The organism is Asanoa sp. NPDC049475 (assembly GCF_040676915.1).
In the GTDB taxonomy this organism is placed as follows: Bacteria; Actinomycetota; Actinomycetes; order Mycobacteriales; family Micromonosporaceae; genus Asanoa.
Genome location: NZ_JBFAPY010000003.1, coordinates 221339 through 240536, shown reverse-complemented (window position 1 = coordinate 240536; position 19198 = coordinate 221339). Strand labels below are relative to the sequence as shown.

Here is a 19198-nt window from a genome sequence, read left to right as displayed (position 1 = left end):
TTCAGGAGAACGGTGTTCAGGTGAACGGCGTTCAAGAGGGGGAGACGATGGACGGATCTCGCAGGCTCGAAACGCGCGACATCACGAGAATCGTGGCCTTCGCCGCCATCCTGGCGGTGCTGGGCCTTCCCGGCGCGATACCCATCGGCGGAGCCGTGCCGATCACCGCGCAGACCCTCGGGGTCATGCTCGCCGGCGCGGTGCTGGGTGCGTGGCGCGGTGCGGCCGCCGTGGTCATCTTCCTGGTGCTGGTCCTGGCCGGCCTCCCGCTGCTGTCCGGCGGCCGAGGCGGTGCCGGCGTCTTCGCTGGTCCGTCCGCGGGCTTCCTGATCGGCTGGATCTTCGGCGCCTTCGTGGTCGGCGCGATCGTCCGGCTCGGCGGCCGCCCGCCGGTCTGGTGGCGGACCGCGGTCGGCTGCTTCGTCGGCGGCGCCCTGGTGGTCTACGCGATCGGCATCCCGGTGCAGTCCGCGGTCACCGGGCTGCCGCTGCGCGAGACCGCGACCACCAGCGCCGCCTTCCTGCCCGGCGACCTGCTCAAGGTGGTGGCCGCAACGGTGATCACGATGGCGCTCTGGCGCGCGTACCCCCGTGCGTTCGGCAACCCCACCCGGCTCCGGCGGGTCCCTTCGTGACCGCACTGCGCTGCGGGGACGCGGTCCTGTCAGCGGCACAGCTCAGCGACCGGATCGCCGCGGCGAGCGGTCACGTAAAAGGCCGAACGGTTCCCATCCGTCATCCCGACCGGGTCACCGCCCTGATCACCGCCCTCGGCGTGCACGAGGCCGGTGGTGTGCCGCTGGTCGGCGACGACCGCTGGGACGCCACCTACTGGGCCGGCCTGCGCCGTCGCGTCGAGTCGGCCCCACCCGTGCCGGGCCTGGGGTGGGGCACGTTCACCTCGGGCAGCACGGGCGCGCCGCGCATGATCGTGCGGACCGCCGCGTCCTGGGCGGCCTCGTTCCCGGCCGTCGAGCGACTGACCGGGCTCACCGGCGACGACGTCCTCTATCTGCCGTCCCCGCTGGTCTCCTCGGTGACGATGTTCTCGGTCGCGCACGCGCGGTCGCTCGGTGCCGCGGTGCTGCTTCCCCGCACCCACACCGTTTCGGCCGCCGACCTGGCGTACGCCACCGTGCTGCACGGCACCCCGTACGCGCTGCGCGACATCCTGGAGACCGGCGCCCCACACCGGCTGCGGGTCGCCCTGATCGGCGGCGCACGCCTCGACCCGGAGCTGCGCGCCCGCGCGGAGGCGGCCGGGATCCGGGTGGTCAGCTACTACGGCGCCGCCGAGCTGTCGTTCGTCGCGGTCGACCCCGATGGCCAGGGCCTGCGCCCGTTCGAGGGCGTCGAGCTCCGCGTCGAAGACGGTGTCCTGTGGGTCCGTTCCCCCTACTTCGCCGCCGGCTACCTGACCGCGACCGACGACTCTGGTCCCGGCCGGAGCGCGGCCGGGACCGACGGACCCTTCCGGCGTGACGAGGACGGCTGGGGCACCGTGGGCGACCTCGTCGACCCGGACCTGACCGGTCCGCTGCGGCTGCGTGGCCGCAGCGACGGTGCCATCCTGACCGCCGCCGCGACCGTCGTGCCGGAGGACGTCGAGGCCGCCCTGCTCGGCATCGAAGGAATCGCCGACGCCGTGGTCTTCGCGTTGCCGAACGAGCGCGCCGGCGAGCTGGTCGCCGCCCTGATCGAGACCGAGCCGGGCCGGCGGCCGCCCACGGCCGCCGAGCTGCGCAGCCAGGCCGGCACGCTGCTGACCGGCACCCACCGGCCGCGACGCTGGTTCTGGACCGACAAGCTGCCCCGGACGGCCACCGGCAAGCCGGCCAGGGAGCAGATCCGCCACGCGGCGATCGAAGGGCGGGTGACCCGCATTGGTTGACGCGAACACGCCGGTCGTGGTGGCCGCGCGGCGCACACCGATCACGCCCCAGGGCGGTGCGCTCGCCGGGCTGACCGCCGCGGAGCTGGCCGCGCCGGTGATCCGCGCCTGCGCGGACGACACGGAAGCCGAGGTGGCCGACGTCGTCCTCGGCAACTGCGTGGGTCCCGGAGGCAACGTCGCCCGGGTCGCCGCGCTGGCGGCTGGCCTGGACGTGAGCGTGCCGGGCATGACCATCGACCGGCAGTGCGGCAGCGGCCTGGCCGCGATCATCACGGCGGCCGAGGCGATCCGGGCCGGCGACCACCGAGTGCGCATCGCCGGCGGGGTGGAGAGCTGCTCCACGGCGCCGACCCGGATCGCCGGCGGCGTGGCCTACGACCGGGCGCCGTTCGCGCCACCCGGTCATCCCGACCCCGACATGGTCCGCGCCGCGCAGGACCTCGCGATCCTGGACCGGATCGACCGCGACCGCCAGGACGCGTACGCCGCTCGGAGCCACCGCCTCGCGGTCCTGACCCGCGGCCGAGGAGGCTTCGACGCCGAGCTCGTGCCGCTGGCCGGGGTGACCGCCGACGCCGGTCCACGCGAACGCATCCCGACGATGCTCGACCGGTTCCCACCGCTGTTCCCCGGAGCCGGCGACACCCTCACCGCGGGCAACTCCTGCCGCGACAGCGACGGGGCCGCCGCCGTCGCGCTCGCACCCGGGGGCACGGGTCTGGCGGTCATCGCCACCGCCACCGTCGGCTGTGACCCGGCGCTGCCGGGCCTCGGCCCGGTCCCGGCGGTCGAGCGCCTCCTGGCGACCGCCGGCGTCACGCTCGCCGACATCGCCGCCATCGAGATCGTCGAGGCCTTCGCCGCGCAGGTGCTCGCCGCGCTCACCCGACTGGGGCTGCCCGACCAGGACGAGCGGGTCTGCGCCGACGGCGGCGCGCTCGCGCTCGGCCACCCGTGGGGCGCGAGCGGCGCCGTCAGCGTGGTCCGCCTGTTCAGCCGCCTCGTCCGGTCGGGCGCACCGGCCGGCACGTTGGGCCTGGCCACCGCGGCCGTCGGCGGCGGGCTCGGTGTGGCCGCGCTGTTCGAGGTCGTCCGGTGACCGAGATCGAGCTGTCGGCCGTCACGGTCGAGTTCCCGGGCCGTGTCGCGCTGCGGGAGGTCTCGCTGCACCTCGACCAGCGCCGAATCGCGGTGATCGGCTCCAACGGGTCCGGCAAGTCGACGTTCGCCCGTACGCTCAACGGCCTGGTCACCCCGACCACGGGCGAGGTGCGGGTGCACGGCATCGACCCCGTCCGGCAGTCGAGGCAGCTGCGCCGCCGGGTCGGGTTCGTGTTCAGCAACCCCGACACCCAGATCATCATGCCGACGGTCGCCGAGGACGCCGCCTTCTCGCTGCGCGGCCGCGGGCTGTCCCGCGGCGAGGTCCGCGAGCGCGTCGCGGCCGCACTGGAGCGGGTCGGGCTCACCGAGTACGCCGACTCGCCCGCACACAGCCTCTCCGGCGGCCAGAAGCAGCTGCTCGCCCTGTGCGCGGTGCTGATCGGCGAACCGGGCCTGGTGGTGGCCGACGAGCCGACCGCCTACCTGGACGCGGCCAACAGCCGGCGGATCGCCCGCTTCCTGCTCGACGAGATGCCCCAGCAGCTCGTCCTCGCCACCCACGACCTGCGGCTGGCCGCGCGCTGCGACATCGTCGTGCGGTTCGAGGACGGCCAGGTGGTCGACCAGGGCGACCCGGATCCGGTCATCGCGCGGTACGAGCACGACCAGGACCAGACGTGATCTCCCTGTACCGCCCCGGCGACAGCCTGCTGCACCGCCTGCCGGCCGGCCCGAAGCTCCTCGTCGTCATGGCGCTCGCGCTGGGAGTCTCGCTCGCCCCGGCGAACCCCTGGACGCTGACCGGCACCGCGCTGGCGGTCGCCGGCTGCTATCTCGTCGCGGGGCTCGGCGCGCTCGAGATCGCCCGCCAGGCGTACAAGCTGCGCTGGTTGGTGCTCGTGATGGTGTTGAGCCAGGTCTTCTTCCTGCCCGCGTTGACCATGGCGGCCAACGTCGTGCGGGTGGTCGTGGTGATCCTCTTGGCCAACCTGGTCACCCTGACCACCCGCACCGAGCAGTTGGTCGACGCGATCGAGCGCGCGCTGACGCCGCTGCGCCGGCTGGGCGTCAACCCGAGCCGGGTCGCGCTGATGCTCTCCATGACCATCACGACGATCCCGGTCATCGCCGGTTTCGCGACTCAGATCCGGGAGGCCCAGCGCGCCCGCGGCGTACCCGTGGCGCCCCTGGCCTTCGTCGTGCCTTTATTGATCATGGCGTTGAAGCACTCGGACGACCTGGCGGACGCCCTCAACGCCCGCGGCGTCGACTAGGAGCGCCACCGGGCGATCACCGACGCGCCGCCGACGACCCGGTCGCCAGGCGCCACGAGCGCGTCCGCGGTGCCGGCGGGCAGGTAGACGTCGGTGCGCGAACCGAACCGGATCAGGCCGAAGCGCTCGCCCCGGGCCAGCAGCGCGCCGACGGGCGCGCGCTGCACGATCCGGCGGGCGATCAGGCCCGTCCGCTGGGCCACGACGACGGTGCCGCGCGGGGTGTCGAGCACCGTGTACGCGGCCACGTTGTGCTCCGCCGCCGGCTTCATCGCGGCCGCGTAGCCGCCGTCGGTGACGAAGTAGTCGACCACCTTGCCGGCCACCGGGCTGCGGTTGACGTGCACGTCGAGGACCGACAGGAAGACCGCGACCCGCAGGAACTCGCCCTCGCCGAACCGCTCGTCGGTGACCCGCTCGACCGACAGGACCTTGCCGTCGGACGCCGCCACCACGGCAGTCGGGTCCTCGGGCACGTCGCGCTCGGGGTCCCGGAAGAAGGCGGCGACCGGCAGCGCCGCCAGGGCCGGCACCAGCCACAGCTTGGACGACGGGCGGGCGCGACGGGTCAGCGCGGCCACGCCGAGGGCGATGCCGGCGGCGGCCACGCCGTTGGAGTCGATGTGCATCGAGCGGGTCAGCGGGACGCTCGACGGCCGGTAGGCCGGGGCGAGCCGCTCGGCCAGCGCCGCGTCGGCCGGCGAGAACCGCAGCCGATGCACCCGCACCGGCGGCCGGTTGGCCAGCACCAGGTCGGAGCCCACGCCGAAGAGGGCGGCCTGCCGGTCGAGCTCGGCGGCGGCACCACCGGTCAGGCCGGGCAGCGCCGGTGCGCCGACGGACAGCACGCCGCCGTCCGCCAGGTACTTCGCGAGGCCGTCGATGGTCGCCCGGGCGTCTTCCGCGGAGCCGGTCTGCGCCTCGGCGACGATCACGACCTGGGCCGGGTCGGCCTCGCCGACCGACTCGGCCACGCGCACCCGGTCGGTGACCCACTGGCCCTGCTGGTGCACGTGGGCTCGCAGCGCGGCGCTGGTGGTGCCCGCGCCCGGGGTGACGACCAGCGCGTCGCCCGGCAGCAGGGCGTCGATCGCGGCCTGGAGCACCGCCGACTCCGGCGCGGCACCGACCACCAGGGCGGTCTTGGGGCCGGCGTGGCGGGCGAGCTCGGCGGTGAGCGTGCGCGCGGCGCGCTCGCCGTAGCTGTCGCGGCCGCGGTCGGCGGGGTGCGCGGGGGAGGCGGTCATGTCGGGCTGGCTCCTCAGCGATCGAATTGGTGATGCCGGCGGTCGGTGATGCCTGCTTGACATGGCACTGGCCGGCGGAGGTGAAAACCTCCACCGGCCAGCATAGGTGGCGCGGGGCTCAGTCGTCGTTTTGACCGCGCGGCGGAGCCGAGACGGGGCTGCCGAGGTCCGCGGTGGCCGTCGGCTCCGGGTCGATCGACGGGAACTGATCGGTGGCCGGGCTGACCGGGGTCGCCGACCGCTGAGCCGCGTTGGCGTTGCGCGCCGACCGGACCGCGCCGAACAGGCCGAGCAGGCCCAGCAGGATCAGCCCGAACGCGACCCACCAGCCCGCGGCCGGCACGTTGACGTTGACGACCTGGGCGAACACCCACCAGCCGAAGATCGCCATGAAGATCACGGCGAAGACCAGTGAGACGGCGTCGGTCTTGTGCGCCTTCATCGGGTCACCTCCACGCGTCCGGCGTTGGCACTGATGGTCAGCCGCAGCGACCCGCCGCCCTCACCGTCGGGGCCGTTGTCCGCTACGGTCATCGACTGGCCCAGACCGCTGGTCGACCGGTCGAAGATCTGCGCGTCGCCGGCGTCGACGTTGACGTCGACCAGCACGTCGACGTTCTCGGGCACCCGGATCTCGAGGTCGCCCGCGTTGATGTTGACGTCGACCGCCCTGGACTGGCCGGTGAAGTCGAGGCTGGTCAGGTCGAGCCGGGCGTCACCGAACGGCAGCCGGTAGCTGGGCCGGAGCTCGTCCATCGACCGCGGCTCCCAGACCGCCTCGCGCGGCCCGATCTTGTCGTGGTCGATCTGGTACTCGGCGATGGACGAGATGCCCAGCGCCGCCGCGGCGGCCAGGCCGAGCGCGATCAGCCACCGGGCGCGGCCCAGCCAGGCGCCGACCAGCAGGCCGAGCGCGATGGTCAGCAGGGCGGCGGCGAAATACGTGGTCGGGCGCACCCGGATCACGTTGAGCAGGTCGAGCATCGCCACGACGCCCATCGCGATGAAGATCATCGAGAAGGTCGCGAAGCCCAGCGCCGAGCGCTCCTTCGGTGGCTTCGGCGGCTTGGCGGGCTTCGGCGGGGAGGCTGGGGGCGGGGGCGGTGGTCCACCGTACGGGCCGTAGGGCGCGAACGGCGGCTGGTATCCCTGCTGCCGCGGCGGGTACGGCCCGGCGGTAGGCGGGAACTGCGCGGTCGGCTGCGGCGCGTCGTACGTCCGTGTCGGCTCCTCGTGCCTCAGGGTCGACTCCTCGTACGTCCGGGTCGGCTCGTCGACCGCGACCGGCGGCGGCCCGGAAGGGGCCGGTGCGGCGGCGAACGGCTGGGTCGGCTGCTCCGGAGCGGACCGCCACGGCGTGGCGCCGCCCCAGGGTGCCGAGCCCGACCAGGGCGAGATGTTGGACCAGGTGAACCGGTCGTCCCCCGGCCCGGCCGGCACGGGCTGCGGCCCGCGCTGGTTGCGGTTGAGCAGCAACGCGCCTCCTATCAGAATCGCGGCGCCCAGCACGACCGCGCGGAACGCGTCGGTGACCAGGAAGCCGAACAACACCGTGCAACCGACACCGAGCACGATCGCGGTGACCGGCGACATGCTCGACCGGCCCTTGCCGAGCACTGACTCGATCGGCGAGGCGGTGTCGCCCTCGGCCGGGATCAGCAGCCAGGCCGTGACGTAGATCAGCACCCCGACGGCGAAGAACAGGGTGAGCACGGCGAACAGCACGCGCCACAGGATCGGGTCGGTGTTGGTGGCCCGGCCGATCGCGGCGCAGACCCCGGCGAGGTATCGGCCGTTGTACGGGCGGGTGAGCCCGTACCGCGTGGCGAAGCCGGCCGTGCCCGGCGCCGTGCCGGCCCCGTGCGTGCCGGCCCCGTGCGCGCCGGCACCGGGGGTGCCGGCCCCGGGCGGGGGCGGCGGTGGTGGTCCGGGCGGCGGCGCGGCGGCCTCGTCCGCCGGGCGCGCGCCGGCCGGTGTCTCGGGGGTCTCGGTCATACCGTCGATATTGGCGGTGCCCTGGCCCGAGCGACCTCCGGAGCGGACCCTGAGCGCACCCTGAGAAATACGGCGCCCCAGGTTAGGGGGCCTCCCCGTGGTCGCGGCACGTCTTCACGTGTGACCATCGAAATCACCCGAAAGGAGGCCCGCCATCACCGCACAAGCCGCACCGCGCCTGTACCGCGCCCGCGACCGCCGCATGGTCGCCGGTGTCGCCGCCGGACTGGCCGAGCACCTCGGTGTGCCACCCACCCGGGTGCGCGTGGCGTTCGTGTTGCTGCTGGGGTTCAGCGGGCTCGGGCTCCTGCTCTACGCCGCGTTCTGGGCGGTCCTGCCGCAACGCCCCCGCACCTCGGGCGACACGACCCGGCGCGGCCTGGCCCAGGTGCTGCCCTTCCTGCTGATCGGCATCGGGGTCCTGATCACCCAGGCCCTGCTGCTCAACTCCGTCGGCGCGGCGGCCACCGGAGGCTGGCTGATCGCCCTGGTCGCGGTCGGCGCGGGCGTGATCTGGCACCAGTCCGACCCCGAACGGCGCCGGCAGTGGAGCGAGACGCTGCCCTCGATGCCGTGGCTGGCGGCGGTGGTTGACGAGAGCGACCGACGGGCTTTCCTCCTGCGCTTCATCGGCGGCGGCGTACTCGTCGCGACCGGTGTCATCGGCGTGGTCGCGGTCTACGCGCCGTCGGGCGACATCGGCGCCGTGATCAACGGCGTGATCTTCGCGCTGGTCGGCCTGTTCGGCGTCGCGGTGGTGGCCGGCCCGGCCCTGTGGCGCACGTTCAACCAGCTCCGGGCCGAGCGCGAGGGCCGGATCCGCGAACAGGAGCGCGCCGAGGTCGCCGCCATGGTGCACGACCAGGTGCTGCACACGCTCGCGCTGATCCAGCGCAACGCCGGCGACGTCAAGGTGGTCCAGCGGCTGGCTCGCGGCCAGGAACGCTCGCTGCGCAACTGGCTCTACAAGCCGACGGCGTCCCCGACCGAGCGGTTCGCGGCGGCGCTGGAGCAGGCGGCGGCCGAGGTCGAGGACACCTTCGCGATCACGGTCGAGACCGTCGTGGTCGGCGACCGGGAGACCGACGAACGGGTCGGCGCGCTGGTCGCCGCCGCGCGGGAGGCCATGGTCAACGCCGCCCGGCACGCCAAGGTGCAGACCGTGTCGCTCTACGCCGAGGCCGAACCCGACCAGCTGAGCGTCTTCGTCCGCGATCGCGGTGCGGGATTCGACCCCTCTACAGTGGAAGACACCCGACACGGGGTGCGCGGCTCGATCATCGGACGGATGGCCCGCCACGGCGGCCGATCGGAGATCCGCAGCGAGCCGGGCACCGGCACCGAGGTGCGCTTGTTCCTGCCGATCGCACGGATGTCGACCCCAGCAAACGCCAGCAAGGACAGGTGAGCGTCACATGACCGAGAACCCCACGCCGACCGAGGCGCCACAGGCGTTGCGGGTATTCGTCGTCGACGACCACGCCATGTTCCGGGCCGGCGTCCGCGCCGAACTGGCCGGCCGGGTCGACGTGATCGGCGAGGCCAGCACCGTGGCCGAGGCCGTCAGCCGCATCGGAGCACTCGAGCCCGACGTGGTCCTGCTCGACGTCCACATGCCCGACGGCGGCGGCCGCGCGGTGCTCGAGGTGGTCCGCCGTACCCATCCGCAGGTCCGCTTCCTGGCCCTCAGCGTCTCGGACGCGGCCGAAGACGTGATCGGCCTGATCCGCGCGGGCGCCCGCGGCTACGTCACCAAGACCATCTCCTCGGAGGAGCTCGCCGCCGCGATCCGCCGGGTCGCCGACGGTGACGCGGTCTTCAGCCCGCGCCTGGCCGGCTTCGTGCTGGACGCCTTCGCGAGCCGCTCGGACACCGCGGTCGCGGACCCGGAGCTGGACCAGCTGACGAACCGGGAGCGCGAGGTGCTCCGGCTGCTGGCCCGCGGCTACGCGTACAAGGAGATCGCGAAGGAGCTGTTCATCTCCATCAAGACCGTGGAGACGCACGTGTCCAACGTCCTCCGCAAGCTCCAGATGTCGAACCGCTACGAACTCTCCCGCTGGGCCGCCGACCGCCGCCTGGTGTAAATATTCGAATCCACCCGATGTCTCTGGGTAGCGCCCGCATCGGGTGGGTGACGCGCCGCTTCGTCTGAACATTCGGATTTACTCGGGTCCGCGGTGGTGCGGACCGTTGCTCCCGCCAGAGACCGCTCCGCTGCGCTGCGCTGCCAGGTCCGCCTGTTGGCGAGCCCAACCACCGCGGCGTGTCTCGGCACGACGCCCAGTCGCTGCGGGCCGCGACAGCGGGTGCCCTTGCGGGCCGTGGCCGGATTCCGTGGTGGGGGCTTGGGCTCATTGCAGGTTGGCGCGTGCCTCGCGATGTCGAGAGTGATTCGCGGCTGCTGAAGGTTGACGGAGGGCAATGTCGTGCCGACCGATCGTGGTGAATTGTTGCCGGCCTGTTAGATGCTCGGGGCAAACTCTTGTGTCCGGCGGCGAGATGTGTTGATCTAGCGGCTGCGTTTGCCGCGCCGGTTGTCCGGTCGCTTCGCCTGGCCGGTGGACGTGGGTTGGGCAAGCAGCGGCGGACCGCCGTCTACGTGGCCGGCGGTCGACACAACTCGCCGCGCGGCCGCAAGGCTCCATCACAATCTTCGCCCATCCGTGCAACCTAAAATCTCCGCTGGCGCGTCTCGTCGGCTGCACGGAGCGTGTCGGAACGCTGGCGGGTGGCTATTGGACACACTGGTGGATCGGCGCAAATCGCCACCAAGCGATCGCGTAGAGCGCGGTCGATTTGGTCCGATTTGCGCTGCCTTCCGTCTGATGTGCACGGTCGGCTCGCTGTTACACCTGACTGCCCGTTCGCTGACATCACTGTTATCTGAACGATGCATTCGACTATTCCGAAGTCGCTTCATGACGGCTAGCTTTTGCCGAACAGGCGAAGCGACCCTTCGTCCGATCTAGGAGGCCCCCGTCCATGAGGAAGACCGACTCGGCGCATGACGTCCCTGCCGCCGGCGCGACCGACGGCCTTGGCGGGACCGTCGCGTTGGAGGTCAATTCCCCGGTCGACGCCCCCGTTGAGGCGCAGAAGAAAGAGTTCGTCGGTCGTTCGCCCGGTCAGCTCGCCTGGTTGCGCCTCAAGCGCGACCGCACGGCCGCGATCAGCGCGATCACGCTCGTCATTCTCGGCATCATCGCGCTCCTTTCGCCGGTGATCGGCAAGCTGCGCGGCATGTCGCCGACGCAGCCGTTCACCGACAAGCTCAACGACTTCGCGATGCCCCTCGGCTACGCCGGCGGCATGAACAGCACGCACTGGCTGGGCCTCGAGCCCGGCAACGGCCGCGACATCCTGATGCAGCTGGTCTACGGCATGCGCACCTCGCTGCTGATCGCGTTCGCCTCGGCGATCGTCGCCTCGACCATCGGCGTCCTGATCGGAATCCTCGCGGGCTACGCCCGCGGCTGGCTCGACAGCGCGATCAACTGGGTCATCGACCTGACGCTGGCGTTCCCCTTCCTGATCTTCGCGCTGGCGGTCATCCCGATCGTCGAGGACCGCTTCTTCGGCGCTCGCGACGCGATCCCCGCCAGCTTCCGCGTCGGTCTGATCATCGCGACGTTCGGCATGTTCAGCTGGACCTACACCGCGCGGCTCGTCCGCGGCCAGGTGATCGCCCTGCGCGAGCGCGAGTTCGTCGAGGCCGCCCGAGCGGCCGGCGCGGGCACGCGACACATCCTCTTCCGGCAGCTGCTGCCCAACATCTGGGCGCCCATCCTGGTCACGCTGTCGCTGAACGTGCCGGCCTTCATCACCACCGAGGCCGCGCTGGCGTTCGTCAACATCGGCGTCATCGAGCCCACTCCCGACCTCGGTCGGATGATCTTCAACTCGATCGCCTACGTGGCCAGCGACCCGTTCTACACGCTGTGGCCCGGCCTGACGATCTTCATCCTGGTGTTGGCATTCAACCTGCTCGGTGACTCCCTGCGGGACGCCTTGGACCCGAAGTCCACGCGCTAGACCCGCGGAGCATCACAAGACTTTGCAACACGCACGTTTCGTTCGGAAATCTCGGGAGCTGAGGGAGCCCCCAGCCGGGCGGGAAGGGAGAAGATCGTGCGATTTAAGGGAGGGGCGCTGGTTGTCGGCGCTCTGACCGTGGCACTTACTGCCGCGGGTTGTAGTGAAACCACCAATAATGGCGGGGGCGGCGACACGCCGCAGGCGCAGACCCAGTCCGGGTCGATCTCCTACGAGGCCGCCGACAACACCGGGCCGGCGAAGGCCGTCGACGGTGCCACCAAGGGCGGCACGCTCACGGTCATGCAGCAGGCTGACTTCGAGCACCTCGACCCTGCCCGTAACTACGTCAACGTGCAGCAGCTGACGGGCAACCTGATCTACCGCTCGCTCAACGGTTACGTCGAGGACGGCAGCGGCAAGATGCTGCTCGTCGGCGACCTGGCCACGAACCCGGGCACCGACGTCAACAAGGACTGCAAGGTCTGGGAGTTCAAGCTCCGCGACGGCCTGAAGTACGAGGACGGCTCGGCGATCACCACGAAGGACATCGCGTGGGGCATCGCGCGTAGCTTCGCGCCGGAGCTCAACGAGGGTCCGCACTACATCCAGCAGTGGCTCTACCCGGGCGGCGCCTACAACGCCACCTACAAGGGCCCCTACGAGGGTGGCCAGATGCCGGCCGGCATCGAGACGCCGGACGACAAGACCATCAAGTTCACCTTCGCGGCCCCGCACTGCGACATGCCGTACGCGGCCGCGCTGCCGACGTCCGCGCCGGTGCCGCAGGCCAAGGACACCAAGGGCCAGTACGACCTGAAGCCGTTCTCCTCGGGTCCGTACAAGGTCAAGTCCTACACCCGCGACAACGTGCTCGAGCTGGAGCGCAACCCGAACTGGGACGCCAACACGGACCCGATCCGCACCGCGTACCCGGACGTCTACAAGTTCACCTTCGGTCTCGACCAGCAGCAGATCGCTGAGCGGCTCGTCGCCGACGCGCCGGCCGACCAGGCCAGCATCACCTGGGGTGACACCCCGCCGGCCGTTCTGCCGCGTACCACCGGTGCCGGTGTGGCCGAGCGTGTTGCCAAGGGCCCGACGCAGTACGTCTGGTACCTGGGCATCAACAACCAGCGGATCAAGGACAAGAAGATCCGTGAGGCGCTCTACTACGGTCTCGACCGTGACGCCGCGCTCAAGGCGATCGGTGGCACCTCGGCCGGTACGCCGGCCAGCACGCTGATGTCCCCGACCACCGCGGGCTTCGAGGCGTACGACGCCTACAACGCTCCGGCGACCGGTGACGTCAACAAGGTCAAGGAGATCCTGGGCGGCACCACGCCGCCGCCGCTGGTGCTGGCGCACAGCAACACGCCGCTGCGTACCGCGCAGGCTGAGGCGATCCGTGCCAGCCTGGTCAAGGCGGGCTTCCAGGTCACCCTGAAGGCCATCGAGGCGACCAGCTACTACGACGAGGTCGGCCGCAAGAACACCCCGTTCGACCTCTACCTGCACGGTTGGGGTTCGGACTGGCCGACCGGTTCGACCATCATCCCGCCGCTGTACGACAGCCGCGAGATCGTCGACGAGGGCAACCAGAACCTGGCCTACTTCGCCGAGCCGAGCATCGACGCCGAGATCGACCGCATCAAGACCCTGTCCGCGGCCGAGCAGGACGCGGCGTGGATGGCGCTCGACAAGAAGATCATGACCGAGTTCCTTCCCGAGATCCCGGCGTACTACGACGCCACCCACGAGCTCTTCGGCTCGAAGGTCGGCAACGTGTTCCTGAGTGACGCCTTCGGCGCCATCCAGCTGAACAAGATCTACGTCAAGCAGTAACAGGTTCCACTAGCGTTCCCTGAACCGCTGTGATCGGGTGCGGGTGGCTTCCCACAGGACAGCCACCCGCACCCGGCCCGGCAATCGTCATCGGATAGGTGCGTCCCATGGTCCGGTTCATCACCCGCCGCGTGCTCGTCGGCGTCGCGACGATCATCGCGATCAGCATCATCGTCTTCGGGCTGTTCTTCGCTGTGCCGTCGTCGCCGGCGAAGGTCATGTGCGGGAAGAACTGCGACCCGGCCAGCATCGCCGCGGTGGAGACCCGCCTCGGCCTGCGCGAGCCGATCGTCGAGCAGTACACCGCCTTCATGAAGGGCGTCTTCGTCGGGCGGACGTACGCCGAGGGATCCGCCTTCGAGCAGCGCTGCGACGCGCCCTGCCTCGGCTACTCCTTCCGTAACAACGAGCCCGTCACCGCGATCCTCGGCCGTACCCTGCCGGTCACCGTCAGCATCGTCATCGGCGCCGCGATCCTCTGGCTGTTGATCGGCGTCTCGCTAGGCATGATCTCGGCGTTGCGCAGAGGCACCCTGTTCGACAAGGTCGCGATCGGCATCTCGCTGACCGGCGCGTCGATGCAGGTCTTCTTCTTCGGCCTGATCCTGCTCTACGGCACCGTGTACGCCACCGGACTGCTGCCGTTCCCGTCGTACACCCCGTTCACCGAGAATCCGCTGCAGTGGGCGAGCGGCCTGATCCTGCCGTGGGTCACGCTGGGGTTCCTCAACTCGGCGATCTACGCCCGGCTGTCGCGCGCACAGATGCTGGAGACGCTCTCCGAGGACTACGTGCGCACCGCCCGGGCCAAGGGCCTGCCGCTGAGCCGCGTCTACACCAAGCACGCGCTGCGCGCCGCGATCACGCCGATCGTGACGATCGCCGGCCTCGACATCGGTGCGTCGCTCGGTGGCACGTTCATCACCGAGACCATCTTCGGCCTGCGTGGTCTCGGCAAGGAGACCGTCGAGGCCGTCAACTTCCTGAACCTGCCGATCGTCGTGGCTACGGTCCTCCTGGCGGCGGTGTTCATCGTCATCGCCAACCTGATCGTTGACCTGCTGTATGCCGTGATCGACCCACGGGTCCGGCTGAGCTGAAGCGCGAGGGAGAACAACAGTGACCGCACCAGCCTCGGCGCCGAACAGCCCGACGACCACCGACAAGGGTCCGTACCTGCGGGTCAACGACCTGCGTGTGCAGTTCCCGACCGAAGACGGCGTGGTCAAGGCCGTCGACGGAGTGTCGTTTTCGGTCGAGCGCGGCAAGACCCTGGGCATCGTCGGCGAGTCCGGCTCCGGCAAGAGCGTGACCTCGCTGACCATCATGGGTCTGCACAACACCAAGCGTGCCCGCATCTCCGGCGAGATCCTGGTCGGCGACCGCAACGTGGTCGGCATGACCGAGGAGCAGACCCGGCGCCTCCGCGGCCGCGACATGGCCATGATCTTCCAGGACCCGCTGTCCGCGCTGCACCCCTATTACAAGGTGGGCGCGCAGATCGCCGAGGCCTACAAGGTCCACCACCCGAACGCGTCGAAGAGCGAGGCGAAGAAGCGCGCCATCGAGATGCTCGGCCGCGTCGGCATCCCGCAGCCCGCGCGCCGGGCCGACTCGTACCCCCATGAGTTCTCGGGCGGCATGCGGCAGCGCGCCATGATCGCGATGGCCCTGGTCAACGACCCCGACCTGCTGATCGCCGACGAGCCGACCACCGCGCTCGACGTGACCGTGCAGGCGCAGATCCTCGACCTGCTCGAGGACCTCCAGCGCGAGTTCAACTCCGCGATCATCATGATCACGCACGACCTCGGCGTGGTCGCGCAGGTGGCCGACGAGGTGCTCGTCATGTACGGCGGCCGGGCCGTGGAGTTCGGCACCGTCGAGCAGGTCATGCGGCGCCCGCAGCACCCCTACACGTGGGGCCTGCTGGCCAGCGTGCCGTCGCTGCACGGCGACTCCGACGCAGACCTCGTGCCGATCAAGGGCAACCCGCCGTCGCTGATCAACCTGCCCAGCGGCTGCGCCTTCCACCCGCGTTGCCGCTACGCCGGCCGCAACGGCGACCGGTCGCTCACCGAGGTGCCCGAGCTTCACCAGGTCCTCGAACGGGGTCACCTGGTCGCCTGTCATCTGTCCGAGGCGGACCGCACCAAGTTCTACGCCGAGGACATCGCACCGTCCGCTGGAGTCGCGCAATGACCGAGACCCTGGTCCAGGAGCCCGGCACCGAGCCGGTCAAGCCGTCCCGCCCGTCCGGCGAGCCGCTGCTGGTGGTCGAAGACCTGACCAAGCACTTCCCGGTGCGGTCCGGCCTGTTCGGCAAGACCGGCCTGGTGCGTGCCGTCGACGGTGTCAGCTTCTCCGTCAAGCCGGGCGAGACCCTCGGGCTCGTCGGTGAGTCCGGCTGTGGCAAGACCACAACCGGTCGCATGCTGGTGCGCCTGCTGGAGCCGACCTCGGGGAAGATCACCTTCGAGGGCAAGGACATCAGCCACGCCAAGGGCGGCGGCCTGCGTCAGCTCCGGCAGGACATGCAGATCATCTTCCAGGACCCGTACGCGTCGCTGAACCCGCGGCACACGGTGGGCCGGATCGTGGCGATGCCGTTGCAGGTCAACGGGATCAACCCGCCCGGCGGCGTGAAGAAGCGCGTCCAGGAGCTGCTCGAGCTCGTCGGCCTCAACCCGGAGCACTACAACCGGTACCCGCACGAGTTCTCCGGCGGCCAGCGCCAGCGCATCGGTGTCGCCCGCGCGCTGGCCCTGAAGCCGAAGATCATCGTCGCTGACGAGCCGGTCTCCGCGCTCGACGTGTCGATCCAGGCGCAGGTCATCAACCTGCTCCGCGGCCTCCAGCGCGACCTCGACCTGGCGTTCGTGTTCATCGCGCACGACCTGGCCGTGGTCCGGCACTTCTGCCAGCGGATCGGCGTCATGTACCTCGGCAAGCTCGTCGAGATCGGCGACCGCAACTCGATCTACGAGCGCCCGGCCCACCCGTACACCCGCGCGCTGCTCTCGGCGGTGCCGGACGTGACCAAGATGGGCGCCTCGGGCCGCATCCGCCTCGAGGGCGACGTGCCGACCCCGCTCAACCCGCCGTCGGGGTGCCGCTTCCGCACCCGTTGCTGGAAGGCACAGGAGATCTGCGCGACGGAGGAGCCGCCGCTCACGATCAAGCCGAACGGCACCACCGCCGCGTGCCACTTCCCGGAGGACGGCACGATCAAGTAGTGCCTGGTCGTACGAAAGAGGCAGGTCACCGACCTGCCTCTTTCGCATTTCACCGTGCCAGGGCCGTGATCAACCAGTCGAAGACCGGAGCCAGCGGCGGCGTGGTCGGCCAGCCGTTGATCACGCCGATCAGGTGGACGTACCGCTCGGTCCGCGGGTCGTTGGCCGTCCGCAGCCGGGCCAACAGCTTCGCTCGGTATTCGGGGGAGTCCGTCGTCTCGAAGGTCTCGGCGTAGCGTGCGACCACATCGGACAGTACGACGGCCGCCTCCGGCCCGGTCGGCTCGACGCCGGCCGCGATCGCCGCGCTGACCTGGTCGCGTACCTCGATGGTCAGCTTGTGGTGCAGGCCCATCCGACCGCCCTCGGCGATCTCCGCGGCCTGGTGTTCGGCCATCCGTCGCACACTCGCGACGAAGTCCTCGTCGCGGACGAGCTCGGCCAGCTCGACCCAGGCGTCGACCTGGGCGGTGCTCGGATCGTCCGGCAGGTAGGGCTGCGTCGACCGCAGCCACACGACGAAGTCCTGGTTGGCGTCGATGCCGCCGAAGGCCCGGTCGACGAAGTCCTCGATCAGACGGTGCCGTTCGGCCTCGGACAGTTGGACGACACGGTGCATGAGAGCCATCTCCTCTGGGTCGGTGTCGCGCCTGGCCACCGCACGCAGCACGGCCCGGCGCAGCCGCAGCACCCGGATCTGCACGTCGAGCGCGTCGGCGTGCCGGTCGGCGGCCTGCGCCACCGTGAGGTCCTCGGCCAGCACCCGCCGGATCGTGGCCAGGTCCAGGCCGAGTTCGCGGAGCGTACGGATGAGGTCCAGGCGCGCGACCGCGGCGACGTCGTAGCGGCGGTGGTTGGCGGCGCTGCGGTCGGTCGGCGGCAGGAGCCCGGCGTCGGAGTAGAACCGGATCGTGCGCACCGGCAGCCCGGTGCGGCGCGCCAGGTCTCCTATCGAGTACCGCATGCCGTCCACCTTCCGACCTCCACCAGCTGGAGATGCAAACGCTATGACCTGGGCCACGACAGCTACCTCCGCGGCCAGCGGTTTCGTACGGTCGGGCGCATGGGGGAACAGATCGACGACCTGGTCGAGGCTTGGCGGCGGGCGATCGTGCTGTGCACGGAGGCACTGCCCGGCTCGTACGAGCGGCTCGGCCCGCGCGGGACGGCGGAGCTGGTCACCGGCCTGCCGGTGCCGACGATGAACGGCGTGATCCAGATCGGGCCGGCGGTCGACGCCGACGAGGTGGCGGCGTTCGCGGCCTCGCCGCGGCTGGCTGACCTCCCGTGGAGCCTGCAGGTGCGGAACGCCGACGCGGCCGAGCGGGTCGCGGCGGTCGCGGCCGACCACAAGCTCGACCGGAGCAGCCTGCTGCCGTTCATGGTCAAGGAGCTCACGGACGCCGACGCGACCACGGACGAGCCCACCGTGCGCCGCATCTCGGGCGCGGAGAGCGACCTCTACCGCCGGGCGCTGGCCGCCGGCTTCGAGGCCCCGGAGCACATCTTCACGGGGTTCAGCGCGCCCGCGCTGCTCGACAACCCGGCCATGGCGCCCTACGTCGTCGAGGTCGCCGGAGCGGTGGTCGCCACCTCGTTCGGCGTGCGGGTCGACGACACGGTCGGCGTCTTCAACATTTCCGTGCCGCCGGAGCACCGCCGCCGGGGTTACGGGCGGATCGCGACGGCGGCCGTGCTCCGTGACGCCTACCGCGAGGGCGCGCGAACCGCGTACCTGAACGCCTCGGTGATGGGCGAGCCGCTCTACGCCGCCATGGGTTTCCGCACCGCCGAGACGTGGTCCGTGTTCACCGCCGGCTGAGAGTCAGCCGATCCGGCTGCCGATTAGGTCGGACAGCTCCATCGTGGCCTGGTGGCAGGCCGCGGACCAGCGGGTGAACTGCGGGAACCCGTGGGTCCGCGTTCATCGGCGTGACGTACCGTGCGGCCCGGGCAGCACGAGCGTGTGGACCGCGCCGATGTCCGGCTACGGCCCTTCGCCGAGCATCTCGTGGTCGCGTCGGCCCTGCGCGATGGACACGTCCGCGCCGAGCGTAGGACCGTGCGGCAGCCACCCGGCCAGCTCGGGGTCGAGCGTGCCCCGGCCTACCGACGCGGGAACGTGGTCCGGTCGTAGACGGGCATAGACCCATGCCGCCCCCGTACGCGCGGCGGCGTGGGCGTTTCTCAGAGCGCCCCGCGGCCCGCGCGCAGGATCAGCAGCGCGAGTTGGGTGCCGTCGGCGCCGAGTTCCGTGCGGAACTTCTCCAGGATCTCCCGCTCACGCGACAGCACGAGGCGGGTGCCACCCGAGGCGACCCGAGTCGCGCCCACCTGTTGCGACAGCCGAGCGCGTTCCTGCCACAGCTCGATCAGCGCGGTGTCGATCGCGTCGATCCGCTCGCGCATCGCGCGGATGCGCGCTGCGGCGTCCTCGTCTTCCGTGCCGGTGGTCGGCTGTGCGACGGCGTTGGTGCTCATGTCGTGCTCCTCGGGGGCCATCTCGGTTTCTCTTCTGGCTGGGTGGGGCGGCGCTGGGACCCCGAGGCGAGAAAAAGCCCCGGGCTC

General features: G+C 71.0%; 18 protein-coding genes. 13 read left to right on the top strand and 5 right to left on the bottom strand.

All coding sequences use genetic code 11. The features are described from left to right. Positions 1-20: 20 nt before the first annotated feature. From AB0J88_RS12205 to AB0J88_RS12185, 5 genes are read left to right on the top strand one after another with little or no spacing between them, the layout of a single operon-like run. Positions 21-635 (top strand): biotin transporter BioY, encoded by a 615-nt coding sequence (locus tag AB0J88_RS12205; RefSeq protein ID WP_364345673.1) that lies wholly within the window; start codon positions 21-23, stop codon positions 633-635. Next, positions 632-1891: an AMP-binding protein gene (locus tag AB0J88_RS12200; protein ID WP_364345675.1), complete on the top strand. Its 1260-nt coding sequence runs from the start codon at positions 632-634 to the stop codon at positions 1889-1891. Before AB0J88_RS12205 ends, AB0J88_RS12200 begins: the two co-directional genes overlap by 4 nt. Continuing rightward, positions 1884-2993: a thiolase family protein gene (locus AB0J88_RS12195; protein ID WP_364345677.1), complete on the top strand. Its 1110-nt coding sequence runs from the start codon at positions 1884-1886 to the stop codon at positions 2991-2993. The genes AB0J88_RS12200 and AB0J88_RS12195 overlap by 8 nt, the downstream gene beginning before the upstream one ends. Beyond that, positions 2990-3679 (top strand): ABC transporter ATP-binding protein, encoded by a 690-nt coding sequence (locus AB0J88_RS12190; RefSeq protein ID WP_364345679.1) that lies wholly within the window; start codon positions 2990-2992, stop codon positions 3677-3679. Before AB0J88_RS12195 ends, AB0J88_RS12190 begins: the two co-directional genes overlap by 4 nt. Further along, on the top strand, positions 3676-4272 hold the full coding sequence (locus tag AB0J88_RS12185) for an energy-coupling factor transporter transmembrane protein EcfT (RefSeq protein WP_364345681.1): 597 nt from the start codon (positions 3676-3678) through the stop codon (positions 4270-4272). Before AB0J88_RS12190 ends, AB0J88_RS12185 begins: the two co-directional genes overlap by 4 nt. On the opposite strand, the gene AB0J88_RS12180 is transcribed toward AB0J88_RS12185, so the two are convergent. From AB0J88_RS12180 to AB0J88_RS12170, 3 genes are all read right to left on the bottom strand, one after another. Further along, the gene (locus AB0J88_RS12180) at positions 4269-5519 is read right to left on the bottom strand and encodes a phosphatidylserine decarboxylase (RefSeq protein WP_364345683.1); all 1251 of its coding nucleotides are present in this window, start codon (positions 5517-5519) and stop codon (positions 4269-4271) included. The two genes, AB0J88_RS12185 and AB0J88_RS12180, sit on opposite strands and share 4 nt — an antisense overlap. Before the next feature lie 118 nt (positions 5520-5637). Continuing rightward, the gene (locus AB0J88_RS12175; RefSeq protein WP_364345685.1) at positions 5638-5961 is read right to left on the bottom strand and encodes a hypothetical protein; all 324 of its coding nucleotides are present in this window, start codon (positions 5959-5961) and stop codon (positions 5638-5640) included. Then, entirely contained in the window at positions 5958-7514 is a 1557-nt protein-coding gene (locus AB0J88_RS12170; protein WP_364345687.1) for a PspC domain-containing protein, read from the bottom strand. Before AB0J88_RS12170 ends, AB0J88_RS12175 begins: the two co-directional genes overlap by 4 nt. Positions 7515-7668: 154 nt before the next feature. Here AB0J88_RS12170 and AB0J88_RS12165 point away from each other — a divergent pair, with 154 nt between their 5' ends. The 7 genes from AB0J88_RS12165 (at position 7669) to AB0J88_RS12135 (ending at position 16630) form a co-directional block, all read left to right on the top strand. Continuing rightward, positions 7669-8922, top strand: coding sequence for a PspC domain-containing protein (locus AB0J88_RS12165; protein WP_364346125.1), 1254 nt, complete (start codon positions 7669-7671; stop codon positions 8920-8922). 7 nt (positions 8923-8929) lie between these two features. Beyond that, positions 8930-9601: a response regulator transcription factor gene (locus tag AB0J88_RS12160; protein ID WP_090788106.1), complete on the top strand. Its 672-nt coding sequence runs from the start codon at positions 8930-8932 to the stop codon at positions 9599-9601. Between the two features lie 898 nt (positions 9602-10499). Continuing rightward, the gene (locus AB0J88_RS12155) at positions 10500-11549 is read left to right on the top strand and encodes an ABC transporter permease (RefSeq protein ID WP_364345689.1); all 1050 of its coding nucleotides are present in this window, start codon (positions 10500-10502) and stop codon (positions 11547-11549) included. Positions 11550-11645: 96 nt separating this feature from the next. Next, a complete protein-coding gene (locus tag AB0J88_RS12150) occupies positions 11646-13394 on the top strand; it encodes an ABC transporter substrate-binding protein (RefSeq protein ID WP_364345691.1) in 1749 nt (582 codons plus the stop codon). A gap of 107 nt (positions 13395-13501) precedes the next feature. After that, complete coding sequence (locus tag AB0J88_RS12145; RefSeq protein ID WP_364345693.1) at positions 13502-14494, top strand: ABC transporter permease; 993 nt, start codon at positions 13502-13504, stop codon at positions 14492-14494. 19 nt (positions 14495-14513) lie between these two features. Next, positions 14514-15596: an ABC transporter ATP-binding protein gene (locus AB0J88_RS12140; RefSeq protein WP_364345695.1), complete on the top strand. Its 1083-nt coding sequence runs from the start codon at positions 14514-14516 to the stop codon at positions 15594-15596. Continuing rightward, positions 15593-16630 (top strand): dipeptide ABC transporter ATP-binding protein, encoded by a 1038-nt coding sequence (locus AB0J88_RS12135; RefSeq protein WP_364345697.1) that lies wholly within the window; start codon positions 15593-15595, stop codon positions 16628-16630. The genes AB0J88_RS12140 and AB0J88_RS12135 overlap by 4 nt, the downstream gene beginning before the upstream one ends. 49 nt (positions 16631-16679) lie before the next feature. Here the strand turns inward: AB0J88_RS12135 and AB0J88_RS12130 are convergent, their stop codons facing one another. Further along, a complete protein-coding gene (locus AB0J88_RS12130) occupies positions 16680-17594 on the bottom strand; it encodes a MerR family transcriptional regulator (protein WP_364345699.1) in 915 nt (304 codons plus the stop codon). A gap of 99 nt (positions 17595-17693) precedes the next feature. Between AB0J88_RS12130 and AB0J88_RS12125 the strand changes: the two genes are divergently transcribed. Beyond that, positions 17694-18452: a GNAT family N-acetyltransferase gene (locus AB0J88_RS12125; RefSeq protein WP_364345701.1), complete on the top strand. Its 759-nt coding sequence runs from the start codon at positions 17694-17696 to the stop codon at positions 18450-18452. 365 nt (positions 18453-18817) lie between these two features. Here AB0J88_RS12125 and AB0J88_RS12120 read toward each other — a convergent pair whose 3' ends face one another. Then, positions 18818-19111 carry a chorismate mutase gene (locus tag AB0J88_RS12120; protein WP_364345703.1) on the bottom strand — a complete coding sequence of 98 codons (294 nt, stop codon included), beginning with the start codon at positions 19109-19111 and terminating at the stop codon, positions 18818-18820. Between the last annotated feature and the right edge of the window lie 87 nt (positions 19112-19198).